We start from the raw sequence: 17172 nt of genomic DNA, 5'->3' as shown, positions 1-17172 counted from the left end.
GAAGGCCGGTCGCGCGGTCAGGCCGTCAGCTCCTGGTGCAGCGCCTCGCGCAGCCGGGCCGCCCGCTCCGAGACCTCGGCGGGCCCCAGCTCCACGGCGCGCGCGCACCAGCGCTGGCCCTCGGTCAGCTCGCCCCTGCGGGCGGCGAGCAGCGCCAGTCGCAGCGCGGCCCTGCCGTGACCGGCCTGAGCGGCCCGGGTCCACCACAGGGCGGCCTCCCGCTCCCCGCCCTCACGCGCGAGCAGCAGCCCGAGGTTGAAGGCGCCGCTGCGGCTGCCCGCCTCGGCGGCCTCCCGGTACCAGCGGGCGGCGCCGCCGTTGTCCCCGCGCGCTGCGGCCAGCATGCCGACCCGCACCTGGGCACGGCGGTGCCCCTGCTCGGCGGCGCGCTCGTACCACTGCTCGCACTCGCTCTTCGCCGTGTGCGGCTCACCGAGCGCGGGCGGTCCCGGCGGCGGCTGGCGCGAGTCGAGTACGGTCGCCAGCCGGAACGCCGCCTCGGCGCTGCCGCCGCCCGCCGCGCAGCGCAGATAGCGCTCGGCCGACCGGTCGTCGCCGTCGCGCAGGCAGGCGATGCCGACCTGGAGCGCCGCCTCGGTGTGACCGGCCGCGGCGGCCCGCTCGTACCAGACCAGGGCCGAGGCGTCGTCGTCACGTCCCGCGTACAGAATCCCCAGGTTGAAGGCGGCGTCCACGCTGCCCGCCTCCGCCGCCTTGGAGAACCAGGGCTCGGCGCCCGTCGGGTCGTCGGCCTGGAGCAGCAGAACGGCGAGGGCGTTGGCCGCCTCCCGGTGCCCCGCGTAGGCGGCGCGGCGGTACCACTGCTCGGCCTGGACCGTACGGTCCTGGGCGGCGCAGAGCAGCCCGAGGTTGTACGCGCCGTTGACGTCACCCGCGTCCATCGCGGCCCGGTACCAGCGCTCGGCGGTCTGCTGCTCGCCGCGCGCCGCGTGCAGCGCGCCGAGTGCGTTGGCGGCGTTCCCGTCGCCCTCCTGCGCGGCGCGCAGCCACCAGACGGCGGCACTCTCCTCGTCGCCCGCGTCGCGCAGCAGGAAGCCGAGGGCGCAGGCGGCCCGCGACTCGCCGTCCCTGGCGGAGGACAGGTACCAGCGGCCGGCCTCCTTCAGCTCGCCCCGCTTCTCCAGGATCGCGCCGAGGTGCAGCGCCGCCCTGCGGTGGCCCCGCGCGGCGGCCTGGCGGTACCACTGGGTGGCTTCGGCGATCAGCGCGGCCCCGGAGGCCGCACCGGCCGCCGGGGCCCCTCCCGCCCCCGTCCTGACGCCGGTGCCGAAGCCGCTCCCCGTACCCGTGTCGAAGCCGGCGCCGGTACGGAAGCCGCGCCCGGTGCCCGTGGGGAAGCCCGTGCCGGTACGGAAGCCGTCCCCCGTACCCGCGGGGAAGCCGGTGCCCGTGCCGGTCCCGAACGCCGTGCCGCCGCGCAGGCCCGTACCGGTGTCCATGGGGCGGACCGGATGCGCGCCCAGCCGGATACGGCCCGAGGTGGGCGGTCCCGTACCGCTGCTGTAGACCACGTCGGCGCCGGAGCGCGCCGTCTCGCGGGCCCGCCGCTCCAGGGAGCGGGCCAGCCGGTACGCCGCCTCCCGGTGCCCCTGCTCGGCGGCGGCGCGCAGCCAGCGCTCGGCACCCACATCGCTGCGGTGCTCCAGCAGGTCGGCGAGGGCGTAGGCGCCGAGGGCGTGGCCCTGCTCGGCGGACTGGCGCAGCCAGTACTCGGCGGCGGGCTCGTCGCCCCGCTCCCGGTAGTGACGGCCCAGCGCGTGGGCGGCCGGCGCGGATCCGGCGACGGCGGCGATACGCCACCAGCCGGACGCCTCGTCCACATAGCCGCGCTGGTACAGGAGAACGCCGAGGTTGTTGGCGGCGGCCCGCTCGCCCTCGGCGGTGGCCGCCCGGAGGTAGGGCTCGGCGGCGTCCAGCTCGCCCCGGCGCAGCAGCAGTGCGCCGAGGACACTCATCGACGCGGTGTCGCCAGCGTCGGCGGCACGCCGGTGGCGCGCCTCGGCGTCGGCGGAGTCCTCGGTGCCGGAGGTGCCGGCAGCGCTGTCAGCGCCCTCTTCCTGTCGCCGCACAAACCGCCCTGTCTCCAACAGAGTTGCCCTATCCCCCATATTTTCCATCGTCGCACCACCTGCCACCCGCGTACAGCTGGCGTACCGCGACCCGTCAAGGTCACTTCAGCGTTTTGTCGACATGCCCACAGAGAGACAAGTCAAACACCCGGGTGCCCAACTCGCCCGCCCCGAAACTCGGTTCGCGTCCGACGCATGGCAAGGGCCCGGATCCTTTAAGGATCCGGGCCCTTGCCTTCGAGTAGCGGGGACAGGATTTGAACCTGCGACCTCTGGGTTATGAGCCCAGCGAGCTACCGAGCTGCTCCACCCCGCGCCGTTGTGTCCCAACCGTACCACGGCGCGGGGTGGAGCCCTGCTCAGCTGCTGTCGCCGCCTCCTGAGCCCGAGTCGGAGCCCGACGCGGAGTCCGAGTCAGCTCCCGAGTCAGCTTTCGAGCCCGAGCCGGAACCCGAGCCGGAGCTGCCGCCGGAGTCGGCGTCAGCGGCCCGCTGGAGGGCGTCCTGAAGGTCCTTCTGGGCCTTGCCGTAGGCCGTCCAGTCCTGCTTCTGGAGCGCTGTCTCACCCTCCTCGTACGCCTTCTGGGCGTCCGCGATGGCCTGTTGGAGCGCCTTGCCGCCGGTGGCCGGCGGTTTGGTGGTGTCCCCGGTGGGCGGCTTCGTCGGCTCCTCGGTGCCCTCGGAACCGAACACCGCGTTCAGCGCCTCCGGCAGGCTGTCCTTGAAGACCGGCTTGCCTCCGTAGGAGACGGCCACCTTCTTCAGCAGCGGATAGTTGGCGCTGCCGCCTCGCGCGTACACCGGCTCGATGTACAGGAAGCCCCCGTCGAGCGGCACCGTCAGCAGGTTGCCGTACTCGATGTCCGAGTCGGTGCCTCTCAGGTTCCTGACGAACTCGGCGACCTCCGGCACACCGTTCAGCTCACTCTGCACCTGCTGCGGACCCTGGACGGTGGAGGTCACTCTCAGGACTCTGATCTTGCCGTAGTCACCGCTGGTGGCGTCCGCGTCCACCGCCATGAACGCCCCCAGGTTGGGGCGCCCGTTGGGCGTGAAGGTGGTCGTCAGGGAGAACTTCTGCTGGTCCTGCCCGGGCATCTTCAGGCTGAGGTAGTACGGCGGGACGGAGTTGCTCTCCTTGGTGGTCGGGTCGTCCGGCACCTGCCACGCGTCACTGCCGCTGTAGAACTGCGCGGCGTCCGTGACGTGGTAGCGGGTCAGCAGTTCGCGCTGCACCTTGAACATGTCCTGCGGGTAGCGCAGATGGTCCATCAGGTCGGAGTCGATGGCGCTCTTGGGCTGCACCGTGCCGGGGAACGCCTTCATCCAGGTCTTGAGGACCGGGTCCTCGGTGTCCCACTGGTAGAGCTTGACGGTGCCGTCGTAGGCGTCGACGGTCGCCTTCACCGAGTTGCGGATGTAGTTGACCTGGTTCTGCTGGGCGACGACCGCGCGCTGGCTGTCGGTCAGCGAGTCGGCGGTCGTGTCGCCCAGCGTGGTACGCGAGGCGTACGGGTAGCCGTTGGTCGTCGTGTACGTGTCGACGATCCACTGGATACGTCCGTCGACCACCGCCGGGTAGGCGTCGCCGTCGATGGTCAGCCACGGCGCGACGGCCTCGACGCGCTCCTTGGGCGTGCGGTTGTAGAGAATCCGCGAACCGTCGCCGATGGCGCCCGAGTAGAGCATCTGCGGCTCACTGAACGCCACGGCGTACGCCGCGCGGTTCAGCGGGTTGGAGAGGTCGACGCCGCTCTTCCCCTTGTAGCTCGTCGTCCGCTCGCCGTTCTTCTCGTAGTCGAGCTCCTTCTGCGGACCGCCCACGATCGAGTACTGCTCGGTCTTCTCGCCGTAGTAGATGCGCTGCTCGTACTTGCCGCCGATGTTCCCGGACGTCGGCAGGCCGGACTCCGTGAAGTCGGGAGCGCCGACGGTGCCCTCGTTCTCGTCGGTCACCGTGTTGGTGCCCTTCGAGGCGATCAGGCCGTACCCGTGCGTGTAGGTGAAGTGGTCGTTGATCCAGTTGCGCTTCGGGATACCGGTGATGTTCAGCTCGCGCAGACCGACCACCGTGTCCTGCGGCTTTCCGTCGGCGTCCTTGTACCGGTCGACGTCCAGCGTGGCGGGGAACTGGTAGTACTTGCGCTCCTGCTGAAGCTGCTGGAACGCGGGCGAGACCACATTGGGGTCGACCAGCCGGTAGCTGGCGGCCGAGTCGGCGGCCTTGCGCTGCTCGGTCTTCTTGGCCGGGTCGCCCTTGCCGCCGTAGTCCTGCACATCGGCGGTGTCGATGCCGTACGCCTCACGCGTGGCGTCGATGTTCTTCTTGATGTACGGCGCTTCCTTGGCCTGCTCGTTCGGCTGGACCTGGAACTTCTGCACGATCCCGGGGTACAGACCGCCGATGAGGATCGCCGAGAGCACCATCAGACCGAAGCCGATCATCGGCAGCTGCCAGGTGCGGCGCCAGAGCGTCGCGAAGAACAGCAGCGCGCAGATGACGGCGATGCAGAAGAGGATCGTCTTGGCCGGGAGATAGGCGTTGGCGTCCACGTACCGCAGACCGGTCCAGTTGCCCGCCGCCTTGAAGTCGCTGGACTTCACGGCCAGGCCGTACCGGTCGAGCCAGTACGCCACGGCCTTGAAGGAGACGAAGACCCCCAGCAGCACCGAGAGGTGGCCGGTGGCCGCGGCCGTCGCACGCGCACCCGGGCTGGTGACGCGCAGCCCGCCGTACAGATAGTGGGTCACAGCCGCGGCGATCAGCGACAGCACGGCCGCCGCGAAGCCGAAGGCCAGCAGGAAGCGGTACCAGGGCAGATCGAACGCGTAGAACGACACGTCCATCTTGAACTGGGGGTCCTTCTGCCCGAAGGGCACCCCGTTCACCCACATCAGCCAGGTGCGCCACTGGCCGGCGGCGGAGGCCCCGGCGATCAGCCCGATCAGGGCGGTGATCGCCAGCAGCACCCACTTCTTGTACGGGGCGATCCCCATCCGGTAGCGGTCGAGGTTCTGCTGCTCCATGGACATCGCGCTCAGCGGCGGCCTGAGCCGGTGCGCCAGCCAGATGTTCACCCCGACGGCAGCGGCCATCAGCAGCCCGAAGACCGCGAACAGACCGATCTTGGTCCAGAGCGTGGTGGTGAACACCGATGAGTACTTGACCGAGCGGTACCAGAGCCAGTCGGTCCAGAACCCCGCGAACATGATGAACAGCATGGCCAGCACGGCCAGCACGCCCAAAGTCATGAGCAGGGTCCGGGCCCGACGGGATGGCCGGCCCACTCTGATCCGTGGCCCTGTCGGGCCTCCGCCGCGGTCCGGCATCTGGAAAGCCAACGTGCGCACCTCAAAGTTCGCGGTCGTGTGATTCAGCGGGTCATGCGGGTCATGCGGTGTAGGCAACGGGCCCCGCGATCGTAGAGCCCACTCATGCAACTTACTGAGGCTTTACCTAGTTCCCGCATCCGGGTCCGAAGGAGGCAGGATATTGGCCATGTCCAATGTTTCCCCCTCATCAGGCACACCCATGGCCGCGAGCCCGCTGACCCGTGCGGTGCTCGAAATCGACGAGTACGCCTCGGGGCTCGGCTGGGATCAGCCCGCCCGGCTGTTCGCGCTCGTCGACACCACGCGGCTGCGCGCCGACGAGCCGGAGCTGGCGGCCCAGCTCGGGCTCGACAGTGACGACGGAGCCGTCGCGCCGTTCACCCCCGTCGAGCAGGACGAGATCCCGGCCGGCACCCCGCTGGACGAGTTCCTCGGCACCATCGCCTGGCCCGGGGCGGTGGCAGGCTGCGCGATGACCGTCGAGCGGCTCATGCTGCCGCCGTCGGCGGAGGCGTCCGTACCGGACGGTCTCGACGAGGCCGCCCTCGCCACATGGGTCTCGGCCCACCCGGAGCGCCAGGAGGTACGGATGACGGTCGCCGTGCTGCGTGACGGCGCCCGGGAGTCGGCGCTGCGGCTGCGCGAGAAGGACTCGCCGAACGAGGTCCTCACCGGCGCGGGGCTGGTCCCCGGACTGGCCGAGGCGCTCGCCGCCACCTTCGAGTCATGACCCCCGGCCCCCGGGCCCGCGTCCGCGCTCCCGCGGGGCGCGGGCCAGGGGGCTCCTGCCGGGCGCTCAGGCGCTTCTGCCGCTCGGGTGCCCGTACCGCTCGGGCCCGCACCGCTCCGGCGCTTCTCCCGCCCCGTGGGCGCTTCCGGTCGGCTAGCTCGCCGAGCAGCTCGGCAGGCCGGTCGTCTTCCCCGCGCTGATCCTGTCCAGGGACTTCTTGGCGTCCGCGAGGGTCTTCACCTTCACCAGCGTCAGCCCGGCCGGGATGTCCGAGGCGGCCGTGGCGCAGTTCTGGTCCGGGGTGAGGAAGTACTGGGCCCCCGCCTTGCGCGCGCCGACCAGCTTCATGCCGATGCCGCCGATGGGGCCGACCTTGCCGTCGTCGTCGATCGTGCCCGTACCCGCGACGAACTTGCCGCCCGTGAGAGAACCGGGGGAGAGCTTGTCGACGATGCCGAGGGCGAACATCAGCCCGGCGCTCGGTCCGCCCACATCGGCCAGCTTGATGTCGACGGTGAACGGGAACGTGTGGTCCGTGCCGGCCTGGATGCCGACCACGGCGCGGTCGCCCTCGTCGGACTTCTTGGTGGTGATCGTGACCTTCTCGGTGGCGGTGGGCTCCTTGCGTGCCTTCTCCGCCGCCTTCGCCTCCTTGGCGGGGACGATGGTGAACACGACGTCCTCGCCGGGCTCGTGCTTGGTCACGAGCTTCGCGACATCCGCCGGAGCCTTCACCGTCTCGCCGTCCACGGCCGTGATCACGTCTCCGGCGTGCAGCGTGCCTTCGGCGGGGCTGTTCTTGAGCACGGAGGCGACGATGGTGCGCGAGGAGACCGGAATCCCGAGCTGCCGCAGAGCCGCGACCTTGGCGCTCTCCTGGGACTGGCTGAACTCCTCGGCGTTCTCCTGCGTCGACTGCTCTTCCGTCTTGCCGTCCGGATAGAGGGTGTCGTGCGGTACGACGATATTGTCGTGCGCCAGCCAGCCGTAGACCGCTTCCGCGATATTCATGTTGTAGTCCGCCCCGGTGACTCTGACCGTCGTCATATTGAGATGGCCCGAGGTCGGGTAGGTCTTGCGATCGGAGATCTGCAACACCGGCTCGCCACCGGCGTCACCGAGGGTGTTCACCGTCGGACCGGGGCTCATCTCCGCGTACGGGACTTTGATCAGCACTCCCGCGCAGAGCAGCGCGATGAGGAGGAGCGTGGAGGCGAGCATCGTCGCGGTGCGGCGTGGCATGGAACGACAGTACGGGAAGGGTCTGTCAGTGCGCCTTGGGGGCCGGTCCGTACGGGGCCGCGCGGCAGGGGGCGCGGCGGCCTCGTCCGGTGACACGGTGACGCACAGGCACGAAGGTACGAAGGCGTGCCGACACGGAGGCGTCAGACGGGATCCGACCCGGGAGTCCCCGGAACCGCCTTCTCCATCGCGTCACGGAACCGGGCATAGCCGTTCAGCTCGGCTATGTCCCCGGTGGTGCGGTCTCTCGACGCCCAGCTCCCCCATATCGCCGCGCCGATGACGGCGAAAAGCGGAATCAGCAACCAGGCAAGTGCAGCCATACCGAACTCCTGACTCAATGAGTGTCCGCTGCGGTCTCCACCTGACCGATCAGCAGATTAACCATTTGCTGAACCAACGCTGCTGTCAGGGATGCGGTTACGCAAATCGGGCCGTACGGGTGCTGTCGTGGTACTGACACGGCTTCAGATTGCGCCGAACGCGCTACCCGCCCGCCGTCGCCCGGCCGGCGCCCCTCTCGGAGGCGCTACGCGCCCACCCATTCCTCTGTGCCGTCCGAGAATTTCTGGTGCTTCCAGATCGGGACCTCGCTCTTGAGGTCGTCGATCAGCCTCCGGCACGCCTCGAACGCCTCTCCCCGGTGCGCGCAGGACACCGCGACGACCACCGCCAGATCACCGACGGCCAGATCCCCCACGCGGTGGACGGCCGCCAGCGCGCGCACCTCGTGACCGGCGACGACCTTCTCCGCGACCCGGCGCAGCTCGGCCTCCGCCGACGGATGACAGGAGTAGCCGAGGCCGTCGACACCCGCGCCCCCGTCGTGATCGCGCACCGTGCCGACGAAAAGGGCGATGCCGCCCGCCGCGTCGTCCCCGACCGCGCGGAAGACCTCGTCGACGCTCAGCGGGGTGTCGCGGATCGCCAGCAGCCGGATGGGATCCTGTGCCGCCTGTTCGCCCGGATGGGGGTGCGTGCTCGCCATGCCGTCCATCGTGCCGTACGGCCCGGGCGGCACGGACACCCGCCCGTCCCGCCCGGAGAACGGAGCCGGGCGCGGGCAGGCACGGGCCCCCGGCCCCCGCCGAGGGACGGGCGGGCGGCCCCGCGGCCGACCGGCCGCTACAGCCGGCGCCGCGCCTTGCGCGCCCTGCGCACGAGCGCGGCCGTACCGAGCAGGGCCACCGTCGCCCCCGCCGCGCCCGCCGCTGTGGCGTCCTTGCGTCCGAGCCGGCGGCCCGCGACGGTGTGCCGGCCCTCGACCTCCTCCAGCAGCGCGGCGAGCACCTCCTCGTTGGTCCATCGGGGGCGCCAGCCCGCGTCGTGGAGGCGGCTCACGCTGACCACCCAGGGGTGCATCGTGTACGCGAGGTCCCCGGCGGGTGACGGCGTCAGACCGATGCGGTGCAGCCGGGCGGCGGCCCCCAGCGCGACCGCCGAGGGCAGCTCCATGCGGCGGATGCCGCTCAGCTCCTCGACCTCCTCCTGTTCCAGCCAGCCGTCACAGCCGACCGCGAACTCGCCCTCGACCTTTTCGAGCGCGGCGTACTCCAGCGCGCTGACCAGGTCCTCGATGTGGCAGAACTGCCAGGTGGGACGGGAACCGGCGACGACGAGCAGCCTCGGTGACTCGAAATAGCGGGTGAGGGCGGTGTCCGTGCCGCCGACGAGGACGGCGGGCCGTACGACCGTCACATTGAGGCCGGGGTGCGCGCGGGGCGCGCGGCGCCCCAGGCGTTCGATCTCCAGCAGGTCGCCCACGCCGGTGGCCTCGGCGGTGGCCCGCAGCTCCGCGTCCTCGGAGAGCGGGATGTCGTTGTCCGGCAGCGCGCCGTAGACCATGGCCGAGGTGCAGAGCACCACCCGGTGCACCCCGGCGGCGGCCGCCGCCGTCAGCACCGTCTGCGTGCCCCGGACGTTGTAGGCGGTGCGGGCGGCGGCGTCGGTCTCCAGGTCGAGGTCGAGCGCGAGGTGCACCACCACGTCCGCGCCGCGCAGCTTGTCCGCGATGGCCGGGTCGCGGACGTCGAGGACGTGCCACTGTGCCTCGGAGACCTCTCCTCTGCGCTCGTCGAAGGCGATGACCTGCTTGATCTCCTCTGACGCGGCCAGGCGCCGGGTGAGCAGATCACCCACGCCGGTGGCGGCGCCGGTGACCGCGACGACGGGGCCGCGGGACGGGGTCGGGGTTGAGCGGTTTCGCGCTGCGCGAACCTGCGGATCTGGGGAACTCACCGGGCGTCTCCAGCGGTTGTCTTCAATACGTACGTGAATGACACGTACGTACCAGGTGACGTCCATCCTGCCGCAGGCGATCCGCCGACGGAGCATCGAGCCCGGAAGCCACCGGGGTGTCGAGGCCGTTTCCGCCGGTCAAACCGGGGGAAACAGGCGGACGGAACGGGTCGGGGGCCAGGTCCGGGCACAGCCGCCGGACGGCCCGAGGCCCACGAGCCAGGCCCGCTCGGCCCGTCCCGCTTAGGCTGGGTGGTGCAGTCGGGCAGCCGCCGCCGGCAGGAAGCCGGTGGCCCTACGAGCCGAGGAACCCCGTGAGTGACACCCCATTCGGATTCGGCCTTCCGCCGGAGGAGCCGGAGGACGGCGACGGCAAGAAGAAGGACTCTGCCGGAGGTGGTCAGGGTGCCGGTGGCCAGGGCGGTCCCGGCAACCCCTTCGCAGGATTCGGGCTGCCGGGCCCCGGCGGCGCGGGCGGACCGGGCGGCGCCGACAATCCGTTCGCCGCGATGTTCGGTTCGCTGAACCCCAACGACCTGGGGGCGGCCTTCCAGCAGCTGGGCCAGATGCTCAGCTACGAGGGCGGCCCCGTGAACTGGGACATGGCGAAGCAGCTCGCCCGCCAGACGGTCTCGCAGGGCACGCCCGACGGCACGAAGGACGCGAGCATCGGCCCCGCCGAGCGGTCCGCCGTCGAGGAGGCGGTCCGGCTCGCCGACATCTGGCTGGACGGCGTGACCTCGCTGCCCTCGGGCGCGAACACGGCGGTGGCGTGGAGCCGCGCCGAATGGGTCGAGGCGACACTGCCGGCCTGGCAGCAGCTCGTCGACCCGGTGGCGGAGCGGGTGGGCACCGCCATGGGCGAGGTGCTGCCCGAGGAGATGCAGTCCGTGGCCGGGCCGCTGATCGGCATGATGCGCTCCATGGGCGGCGCCATGTTCGGGCAGCAGATCGGACAGGCCGTGGGCGTGCTGGCCGGCGAGGTGGTCGGCTCCACCGACATCGGGCTGCCGCTCGGACCCGCCAACAAGGCGGCGCTGCTCCCGCTGAACATCGAGGCGTTCAGCAAGGACCTCGGGGTGCCCAAGGACGAGATCCGGCTGTACTTGGCGCTGCGCGAGGCCGCCCACCAGCGGCTTTTCGCCCATGTGCCGTGGCTGCGGTCGCACATGTTCGGCGCGGTCGAGGGCTATGCGCGCGGGATCAAGGTCGACACCAGCAAGCTGGAGGACGTGGTCGGGCAGTTCGACCCGGCGCATCCCGAGGAGCTTCAGGAGGCGCTCCAGCAGGGCATGTTCCAGCCGGAGGACACCCCCGAGCAGAAGGCGGCGCTGGCCCGGCTGGAGACGGCGCTCGCGCTGGTCGAGGGCTGGGTGGACGCGGTGGTGCACGAGGCCGCCAAGCCGAGGCTGTCGGGAGCCGACGCGCTGCGCGAGACGCTGCGCAGGCGGCGGGCGTCCGGCGGTCCCGCCGAGCAGACCTTCGCCACGCTCATCGGCCTTCAGCTGCGTCCGCGCCGGCTGCGGGACGCCTCGCGGCTGTGGGCCTCGCTCACGGACGCGCGGGGGGTCGACGGCCGGGACAGGCTCTGGGAGCACCCGGACATGCTGCCGACGGCTTCCGACCTGGACGACCCGGACGGTTTCGTCCACCACGAGCAGGCGGACTTCTCCGAGCTGGACAAGATGCTCGGTGAAGCGGCGAGCGGCGGGCCGAATCTCCGCAAGGACGACGGCCGGCAGGACGACGGCAAGGACAGCACCGACGGCAAGGACGACTCCGGCACATGAGCCTGCACGACGACGCCGTCCTCGTACTGAAGGAGTACGAGGACCAGCCGGAGCTGCGCGGGCTCTACCTCGACCATCTGGCGGCCCACCCGGACGCCATGTGGAAGGCGTGCGCGGCCGGGCATCTGACCGCCAGCGCCCTGGTGATCGATCCGGAGCGGGAGCGGGTGCTGCTGACCCTGCACAAGAAGCTCGGTATGTGGCTCCAGATGGGCGGCCACTGCGAGCCCGGTGACAGGACGCTGCTGCGGGCGGCGCTGCGGGAGGCCATGGAGGAGTCGGGGATCCTGGACCTGTGGCCGCTGCGTGAGGAGCCCGTACGGCTCGACCGGCACCCCATCCCCGCGCCCTGCCACTGGCACCTGGATGTCCAGTACGCGGTGCTGGCGCCGCCCGGGGCGGTCGAGAGGATCAGCGAGGAGTCGCTCGACCTGCGCTGGTTCTCCTACGACGAGGTGGCGGGGGTGGCCGACGGCTCGGTCGTACGGCTGCTGGAGCGCACCCGGGCCGCACTGCCCGGCTGACCGGCCGAGGTCCGCGACGCGGGCGGGACGACAGTGGGACGGGTGGGGGCGGGTCACGTACGTGGCCCCGCCCCCACCCGATCGTCCGGTGCGCCGCTCTCCGGCCGTCCTGCGCCCGGTCCGCGCCCCCGGCCGCCGGTCAGCGGCCCCAGTCGTTGGTCGGGTTCTGTCCGTGCGCGCCATTGCCGCCGATGCCGTACTGCGCGCCGAGTCCCTGGCCGATCACCGCGTTCTGCGGAGGCATGACCTCGCTGGGCTGGACGAGGGCGAAGCCCTCCCCGAGGAAGCTCAGCTCCCACCCCTCGCCGGTGTTGCCGCGCCGCCGCCGCACGCCCGAGGAGTGCGTCTGCGCCTGCATCTGTACGCGCAGGGCCGAGGACCAGGCGACGACCGCGTCGGCGTCCGCGCTGATGTACTTGTCCGGCGTGACCCGCATCATCAGCGGCTGGCCCGAGGTCATCAGCGCGACCCTGCCCCGGCCGGAGATGTGCAGCTGGTACTTGCCGGAGCCGGAGATTCCGTACTGGCTGTCCACCGCGACGACCTCGGTGTGCAGCGCGGAGTCGAGCGCCAGCACATAGGCGCTGTCCACGGTCATACCGTCCTGGCCGACCTCCACGACGTGGATGTACTGGGCGAGGTTGGCCAGATAGACCGTGCCCTGCCCGGAGCAGCGCATCAGTTCCAGTCCCTCGCCGGTGTACGTGCGGGTCAGGCGCCGGTCGTGCGACTCGTACTCGCCGTCGAAGTCGATCAGTCCCTGATAGGCGACCATGGCGCCCTTGCGGGCCAGGACATCGTCGTGACCGGTCAGCGCGACCCGCAGGAGCTGCGGATTCTGCACCGTGTAACGGTCCTCGGACTGCTGTTCCGTGTGTGCGAAAAGCGGACTCTGCATGGGTTTCTCTCCTCTCAGCCCTGGATCCGCAGTCGGTCGGTGCTGTCCTCGCTGGGCTGCACGACCACGATGCCCTCGCCGGAGAAGGCCATCTGATACGCCTCGCCGCTGCCCCGGCCGATCAGCGCGGACGCCTTGAAGCTGCGCTTGCCCTTCACCTTGAGGGCGGGCGACCAGGCGACGAGGGCGTCGGGGTCGACATACGTCTCGTCCTCGCCCCGGCCGCAGTCCACGACGACGGGGGTTCCGCGCGAGGTCAGGGCGACCCACCCGGTGCCCGCGATCCGCACGTTCCACAGGCCCTGGCCGGCGAACTTGGCCAGCCCCTTGACCCGCTCGACGCCCCACTGGAGGTGCGCGTCGAACGCCAGGAGGTTGGAGCCGTTGACGGAGAGCGCGTCGTCGTCGAGGTTGATGACGACGACGTCAGCGCCGTAGTCGGCGAGATAGAGCAGCCCGTCGCCGGAGCACTTCATCACGGGCGTGGACTCGCCGGTCACCCACTGGGAGGCGATCTGGCGGACGGCGGGCGGGTTCGGCTCGTACTGGATGAAGCCCTCGTAGGCGATCATCGAGCCGGTGCGGGCGAACAAGTCCTGGCCTGTGGCCATCGCGACCTTGAGCATGGAGTGGCCGTGGTTCTCCATCCGGGCCACGACGGGGGTGGGGGCGTAGCCCGTGAGCTGCTGGTTCATTGTCAGGGCTCCCTCAGACCTCGTACGGCTGGACGACGATGAAGTTGCCGGGGGCTCCCCGGAACTGAAGGTTCACGGTCTCTCCGCTGTGGCCGGGATAGGCGTGGCGGCGCAGGCTGACCTGGCTGGAGACGATCACCTGGGACGCCGCCGACCAGGCCACGACCGCGTTGGAGTCGGCGAAGGTCGTGGGGGTGACGGGGAGCACCACCGGGGTGCCGTGGGTCTTCACGACGACGGTGCCGGTGCCCTGGAAGACCATGGTGAACAGGGCGCCGCCGGGAATGCCGTGGCCGTCGATGCGACGGACCTCGTACTGGAGGCTCTCGTCGAAGGCGAGGACGTTCTCGGCGGAGACGCAGATGCCGTCGCCCTGGAGTTCGACGGGGTGCAGATGTGTGCCCTCGTCTGCGAGGAAGACCTGCCCCTTGCCGGTGCAGCGCATCAGCTGCATCTCCTGGCCGGTGACGTTGCCGACGATGCGGCCGACGAAACCGGCGCCCTTGTAGCCGAAGTCGACCTTGCCCTGGTACATCACCATGCTGCCCTGCCGGGCCAGGACCGGGCTGCCGTCCGTGCCGAGATCGACGCGCACCAGCTGGCTGTTCTGCGCGGTCCAGCGCTGCCCTGTGGGTACTTCCCGGTACGGCTGGAGGGCGGCCTGAAGCCCGGCGCCACCGGGCGGGGCCCCCTGCGGAACGCCCTGGGGGGCGCCGGGCGGCTGCTGTCCGTACGGGCTCGGCGCGGGCTGCCCGTACGGAGCCGGCGCGGGCTGTCCGTACGGCGCGGGCTGCCCATATGGCGCGGGCGCGGGCGGAGGTAGCGCCCCGGGCGGCGCGGACAGTGGCGCCACGACCGTCTGCGCGGCGTGCACCGGCTGCGGCGCAGGGGCCGGGGCCGGCGGGGGGACGGGGGCGCCGAAGGCCGGAGCGGGCGGGGGAGCCGGGACGGCGCTCTGCGCAGGCACGGCGGGCGCGGCCGGCGGGGCGAAGCCCGGGACCGGACCGGCGGGCGGGGCGAAACCCGGCACCGGCCCGGCGGACAGCGGCTCCGGCGCGGCCGGCTCCTCCTCGGCGACCTCGCCGCCGAAGTTCTTGAGGAGGGCGTCGAGCCCGCCGTCGAAGCCCTGGCCGACGGCGGCGAACCGCCAGACGTCCTTGCGGTAGAAGTCACCCAGCATCACGGCGCGCTCGGTGGTGAACTCCTCGCCGGTGAAGGCGTATCTGACGACTTCCTCCCCGCCCGCGACGATCCTGATGTATCCGGGGCCGATGTGGGACATCTGTCCCGCGCCGTCGATGGTCGCGGTGAAGGAGAGCTTGTGAATGGCTTCCGGGACGCGGTCCAGCGTCACCCTGAAGGACTCGGTGTCACCTGCCTGGGCGCCCAGCAACTGGATCGATTCCTCGGGTGACTTCGGCTGGTTGAAGAAGATGAAGTAGCGGTCGTCCGAAAGCTGCTCGTCCGCGTCGAGACCGAAACAGCTGATGTCGAAGGTCAGTCCGGGAGCGGCGATCCGCACGCCGACGTACAGATCCGTTCCCTGTGTGAGATCACTGACCCGGGCCTTGTGGCCGCGCTGAAATTCCCTGGCCATGCGTAACGACCGTCCCCCGTCCCGACGATGAATCCTTCGCGCCAGGCTAACGGCTCGCTCCGACAACGGGCCGAGCCGGTACGGACTCGGTACACGATCGACGAGCGCTCATTCCTCCGATACGACGGGGAGCTGCGGCAGCCGCTCGGCGGCCACCACGCCTTCGAGGTAGCCGCGCGCCCGCTCGGTGCGGGGGTACGCCTCCAGCAGCTCCCAGAAGTCCGGGCCGTGCCCCGGCACGAGCAGATGGGCCAGCTCATGAACGAGTACGTAGTCGATGACGTACTCGGGCATGCCCTGGAGGCGGTGCGACAGCCGGATGCTGCCTTCCGCGGGGGTGCAGGAGCCCCACCGCGTGTTCTGGTTGGTGACCCAGCGCACGGTGAGCGGTCTGGCCCGGCCGCCCAGGTGCTGGGCCGACAGCCGTTCGGCCCGCCGGGTCAGCTCGTCGTCGCCGAGGAGGCGTTTGCTCTCCCGCGCGGCGAGCTTGTCCAGCATCACCGTCACCCAGCGCCGCTCCTCCGCCTCGGACATTCTGGCGGGGATGAGCACGATGGTCCGGTCGCCCTCGCGGTACGCCGAGACCGTTCTTCTGCGGCGGGCGCTTCTGCGGACCTCGACAGCGCTCGTCGCCGAGCGGCGCGGGGAGGATTCGGCGGACACGCCACGACGTTACCCGCTGGCCGAGGCGGACGTCCTGCCTACGCGTTGGTCCGGCCTCGATCCATCGCATGACGCACTGCGTTTGAACGACTAATGACCGCTCCTGTGGATAACTTTGCGCACCGTCCGCCGCTGACCCGCATTCTGAGCACACGGACGCGGAAATCGAAGGACGGGGAGGCCGGACATGCATCCGATGGTGAAACCCGCGCTGCGGCGCGCCTGGCGGGAGCGGCAGACGGTGCAGTTCGGGGTGACGCCCGCGCACGCGGTGCTGGTGGGTCCGGTCGACACGGCGACCGGCAGCTTTCTGGAGCTGCTGGACGGGACGCGCGGGCTGCCGCTGCTGCGGGAGGAGGCCCGCGCGATGGGGTTGCCGGACGGCCGGGCGGACGCGCTGGTGCGGCGGCTGACGGCGGCGGGGGTGCTCGACGACATGGACGCGGGCGGCGCTGCGGCCGACGCGTTGCGCGGGCGGACCAGGACCGTCGAGCGGCTGCGCCCCGATCTCGCCTCGCTCTCCGTCGTCCACCCGGAGCCCGGGGCGGGGATGCGGCTGCTGGCCGCGCGGCGGTCGATGCGGGTCCAGGTCAGAGGCGCGGGACGGGTGGGGGCGGTCGTCGCGGCGCTGCTCGCCGCCTCCGGGGTGGGCCGGGTCGACGTGCTGGACGGCGGCTGTGTGCGGGAAGGGGACGTGGCGCCCGGCGGACTGCCGCCCGAGTGCGTCGGGGAGCGCAGGGACGCGGCGGCCGGGCGGCTGGTCCGGCGCTCGGCGCCGGGCGCGGCGGAGCACGCGCGGCGTGGGGAGGGGCCGGAGCCGGGGCTCGCTCTGGTGATCGTGGCGCCGCGCGACGGGCTCGGGGCCCACGCACCCGATCCGCGGGCGGCCGAGGACTGGATCGCCACCGGCACTCCCCATCTCTACGCGGGGGTGATCGAGGCCACGGGACTCGTCGGGCCACTCGTCCTGCCCGGTGGCACGGCATGCGCGGGCTGTGTCGCGCGGATGCGGGCGGATCGCGACCCGGGGTGGCCGAGGATGCGGGCGCAGTGGGGATCGGGCCGCCGGGCCACGCCTGTGGCGGCCTGCGATCTGGGGCTGGCGACCACGGTGGCGGGGCTGACGGCGGCGCACGCCCTGTCGTTCCTGGACGGGGAGTTGCCGGCCAGTACCGGCACGCGGTGGGAGGTGTCGCTGCCGTTGCTGGAGTGGCATTCCGAGCGGGTCACGCCTCACCCGGAGTGCCCTTGCGGCGCGGCGGGACGGCGAGCGGGGGAGCGCGTCGCGGTGGAGGGGGCCGCGCAGGACACAATGGCGGGGTGACCGCCGTAACCGGCTTGGCTGTCTGGGACTGGTCGCAGCACACCCGAGG

14 protein-coding genes and 1 tRNA gene are annotated in these 17172 nt (G+C 71.5%); 4 read left to right on the top strand and 11 right to left on the bottom strand.

Going from position 1 to position 17172, the window contains the following annotated elements:
• Positions 1–17 precede the first annotated feature (17 nt).
• The 3 genes from ACFY6S_RS23900 to ACFY6S_RS23890 form a co-directional block, all read right to left on the bottom strand.
• Positions 18–2138: a tetratricopeptide repeat protein gene (locus ACFY6S_RS23900; protein ID WP_389462592.1), complete on the bottom strand. Its 2121-nt coding sequence runs from the start codon at positions 2136–2138 to the stop codon at positions 18–20.
• 194 nt (positions 2139–2332) lie between these two features.
• Positions 2333–2406 (bottom strand) — tRNA-Met (locus ACFY6S_RS23895).
• Positions 2407–2449: 43 nt separating this feature from the next.
• Positions 2450–5419, bottom strand: a complete 2970-nt coding sequence (locus ACFY6S_RS23890; RefSeq protein WP_388817881.1) for a UPF0182 family protein — start codon at positions 5417–5419, stop codon at positions 2450–2452.
• A gap of 169 nt (positions 5420–5588) precedes the next feature.
• Between ACFY6S_RS23890 and ACFY6S_RS23885 the strand changes: the two genes are divergently transcribed.
• Complete coding sequence (locus tag ACFY6S_RS23885) at positions 5589–6152, top strand: PPA1309 family protein (RefSeq protein ID WP_388815238.1); 564 nt, start codon at positions 5589–5591, stop codon at positions 6150–6152.
• A gap of 153 nt (positions 6153–6305) precedes the next feature.
• On the opposite strand, the gene ACFY6S_RS23880 is transcribed toward ACFY6S_RS23885, so the two are convergent.
• The 4 genes from ACFY6S_RS23880 to ACFY6S_RS23865 form a co-directional block, all read right to left on the bottom strand.
• Positions 6306–7394 (bottom strand): PDZ domain-containing protein, encoded by a 1089-nt coding sequence (locus ACFY6S_RS23880; protein WP_388815240.1) that lies wholly within the window; start codon positions 7392–7394, stop codon positions 6306–6308.
• Between the two features lie 143 nt (positions 7395–7537).
• The gene (locus ACFY6S_RS23875; RefSeq protein ID WP_388815242.1) at positions 7538–7717 is read right to left on the bottom strand and encodes a hypothetical protein; all 180 of its coding nucleotides are present in this window, start codon (positions 7715–7717) and stop codon (positions 7538–7540) included.
• A 206-nt stretch (positions 7718–7923) separates the two neighbouring features.
• Complete coding sequence (locus ACFY6S_RS23870; RefSeq protein ID WP_388815244.1) at positions 7924–8382, bottom strand: molybdenum cofactor biosynthesis protein MoaE; 459 nt, start codon at positions 8380–8382, stop codon at positions 7924–7926.
• Between the two features lie 137 nt (positions 8383–8519).
• Complete coding sequence (locus tag ACFY6S_RS23865) at positions 8520–9632, bottom strand: SDR family oxidoreductase (RefSeq protein ID WP_388815246.1); 1113 nt, start codon at positions 9630–9632, stop codon at positions 8520–8522.
• A 314-nt stretch (positions 9633–9946) separates the two neighbouring features.
• Here ACFY6S_RS23865 and ACFY6S_RS23860 point away from each other — a divergent pair, with 314 nt between their 5' ends.
• Both ACFY6S_RS23860 and ACFY6S_RS23855 read left to right on the top strand, forming a co-directional pair.
• Complete coding sequence (locus tag ACFY6S_RS23860) at positions 9947–11422, top strand: zinc-dependent metalloprotease (protein ID WP_388815248.1); 1476 nt, start codon at positions 9947–9949, stop codon at positions 11420–11422.
• On the top strand, positions 11419–11946 hold the full coding sequence (locus ACFY6S_RS23855; RefSeq protein WP_388815250.1) for an NUDIX hydrolase: 528 nt from the start codon (positions 11419–11421) through the stop codon (positions 11944–11946). Before ACFY6S_RS23860 ends, ACFY6S_RS23855 begins: the two co-directional genes overlap by 4 nt.
• A gap of 139 nt (positions 11947–12085) precedes the next feature.
• Here the strand turns inward: ACFY6S_RS23855 and ACFY6S_RS23850 are convergent, their stop codons facing one another.
• The 4 genes from ACFY6S_RS23850 to ACFY6S_RS23835 all read right to left on the bottom strand — a co-directional run bounded on the left by ACFY6S_RS23850 (position 12086) and on the right by ACFY6S_RS23835 (position 15799).
• Complete coding sequence (locus tag ACFY6S_RS23850) at positions 12086–12844, bottom strand: AIM24 family protein (protein WP_388815252.1); 759 nt, start codon at positions 12842–12844, stop codon at positions 12086–12088.
• Between the two features lie 14 nt (positions 12845–12858).
• Positions 12859–13539, bottom strand: a complete 681-nt coding sequence (locus ACFY6S_RS23845) for an AIM24 family protein (RefSeq protein ID WP_388815254.1) — start codon at positions 13537–13539, stop codon at positions 12859–12861.
• Between the two features lie 13 nt (positions 13540–13552).
• Positions 13553–15136: a TerD family protein gene (locus ACFY6S_RS23840; protein WP_388815256.1), complete on the bottom strand. Its 1584-nt coding sequence runs from the start codon at positions 15134–15136 to the stop codon at positions 13553–13555.
• Between the two features lie 108 nt (positions 15137–15244).
• Entirely contained in the window at positions 15245–15799 is a 555-nt protein-coding gene (locus tag ACFY6S_RS23835) for a M48 family metallopeptidase (protein WP_388815258.1), read from the bottom strand.
• Between the two features lie 187 nt (positions 15800–15986).
• On the opposite strand from ACFY6S_RS23835, the gene ACFY6S_RS23830 reads away from it, so the two are divergent.
• Positions 15987–17123, top strand: a complete 1137-nt coding sequence (locus ACFY6S_RS23830) for a TOMM precursor leader peptide-binding protein (RefSeq protein WP_388815260.1) — start codon at positions 15987–15989, stop codon at positions 17121–17123.
• Positions 17124–17172: the final 49 nt, after the last annotated feature.

This window comes from Streptomyces sp. NPDC012835 (assembly GCF_042900885.1).
Classification (GTDB): domain Bacteria; phylum Actinomycetota; class Actinomycetes; order Streptomycetales; family Streptomycetaceae; genus Streptomyces.
Note: the sequence above shows the minus strand (reverse complement) of the source record. Positions and strands in the feature narration are given on the sequence as shown.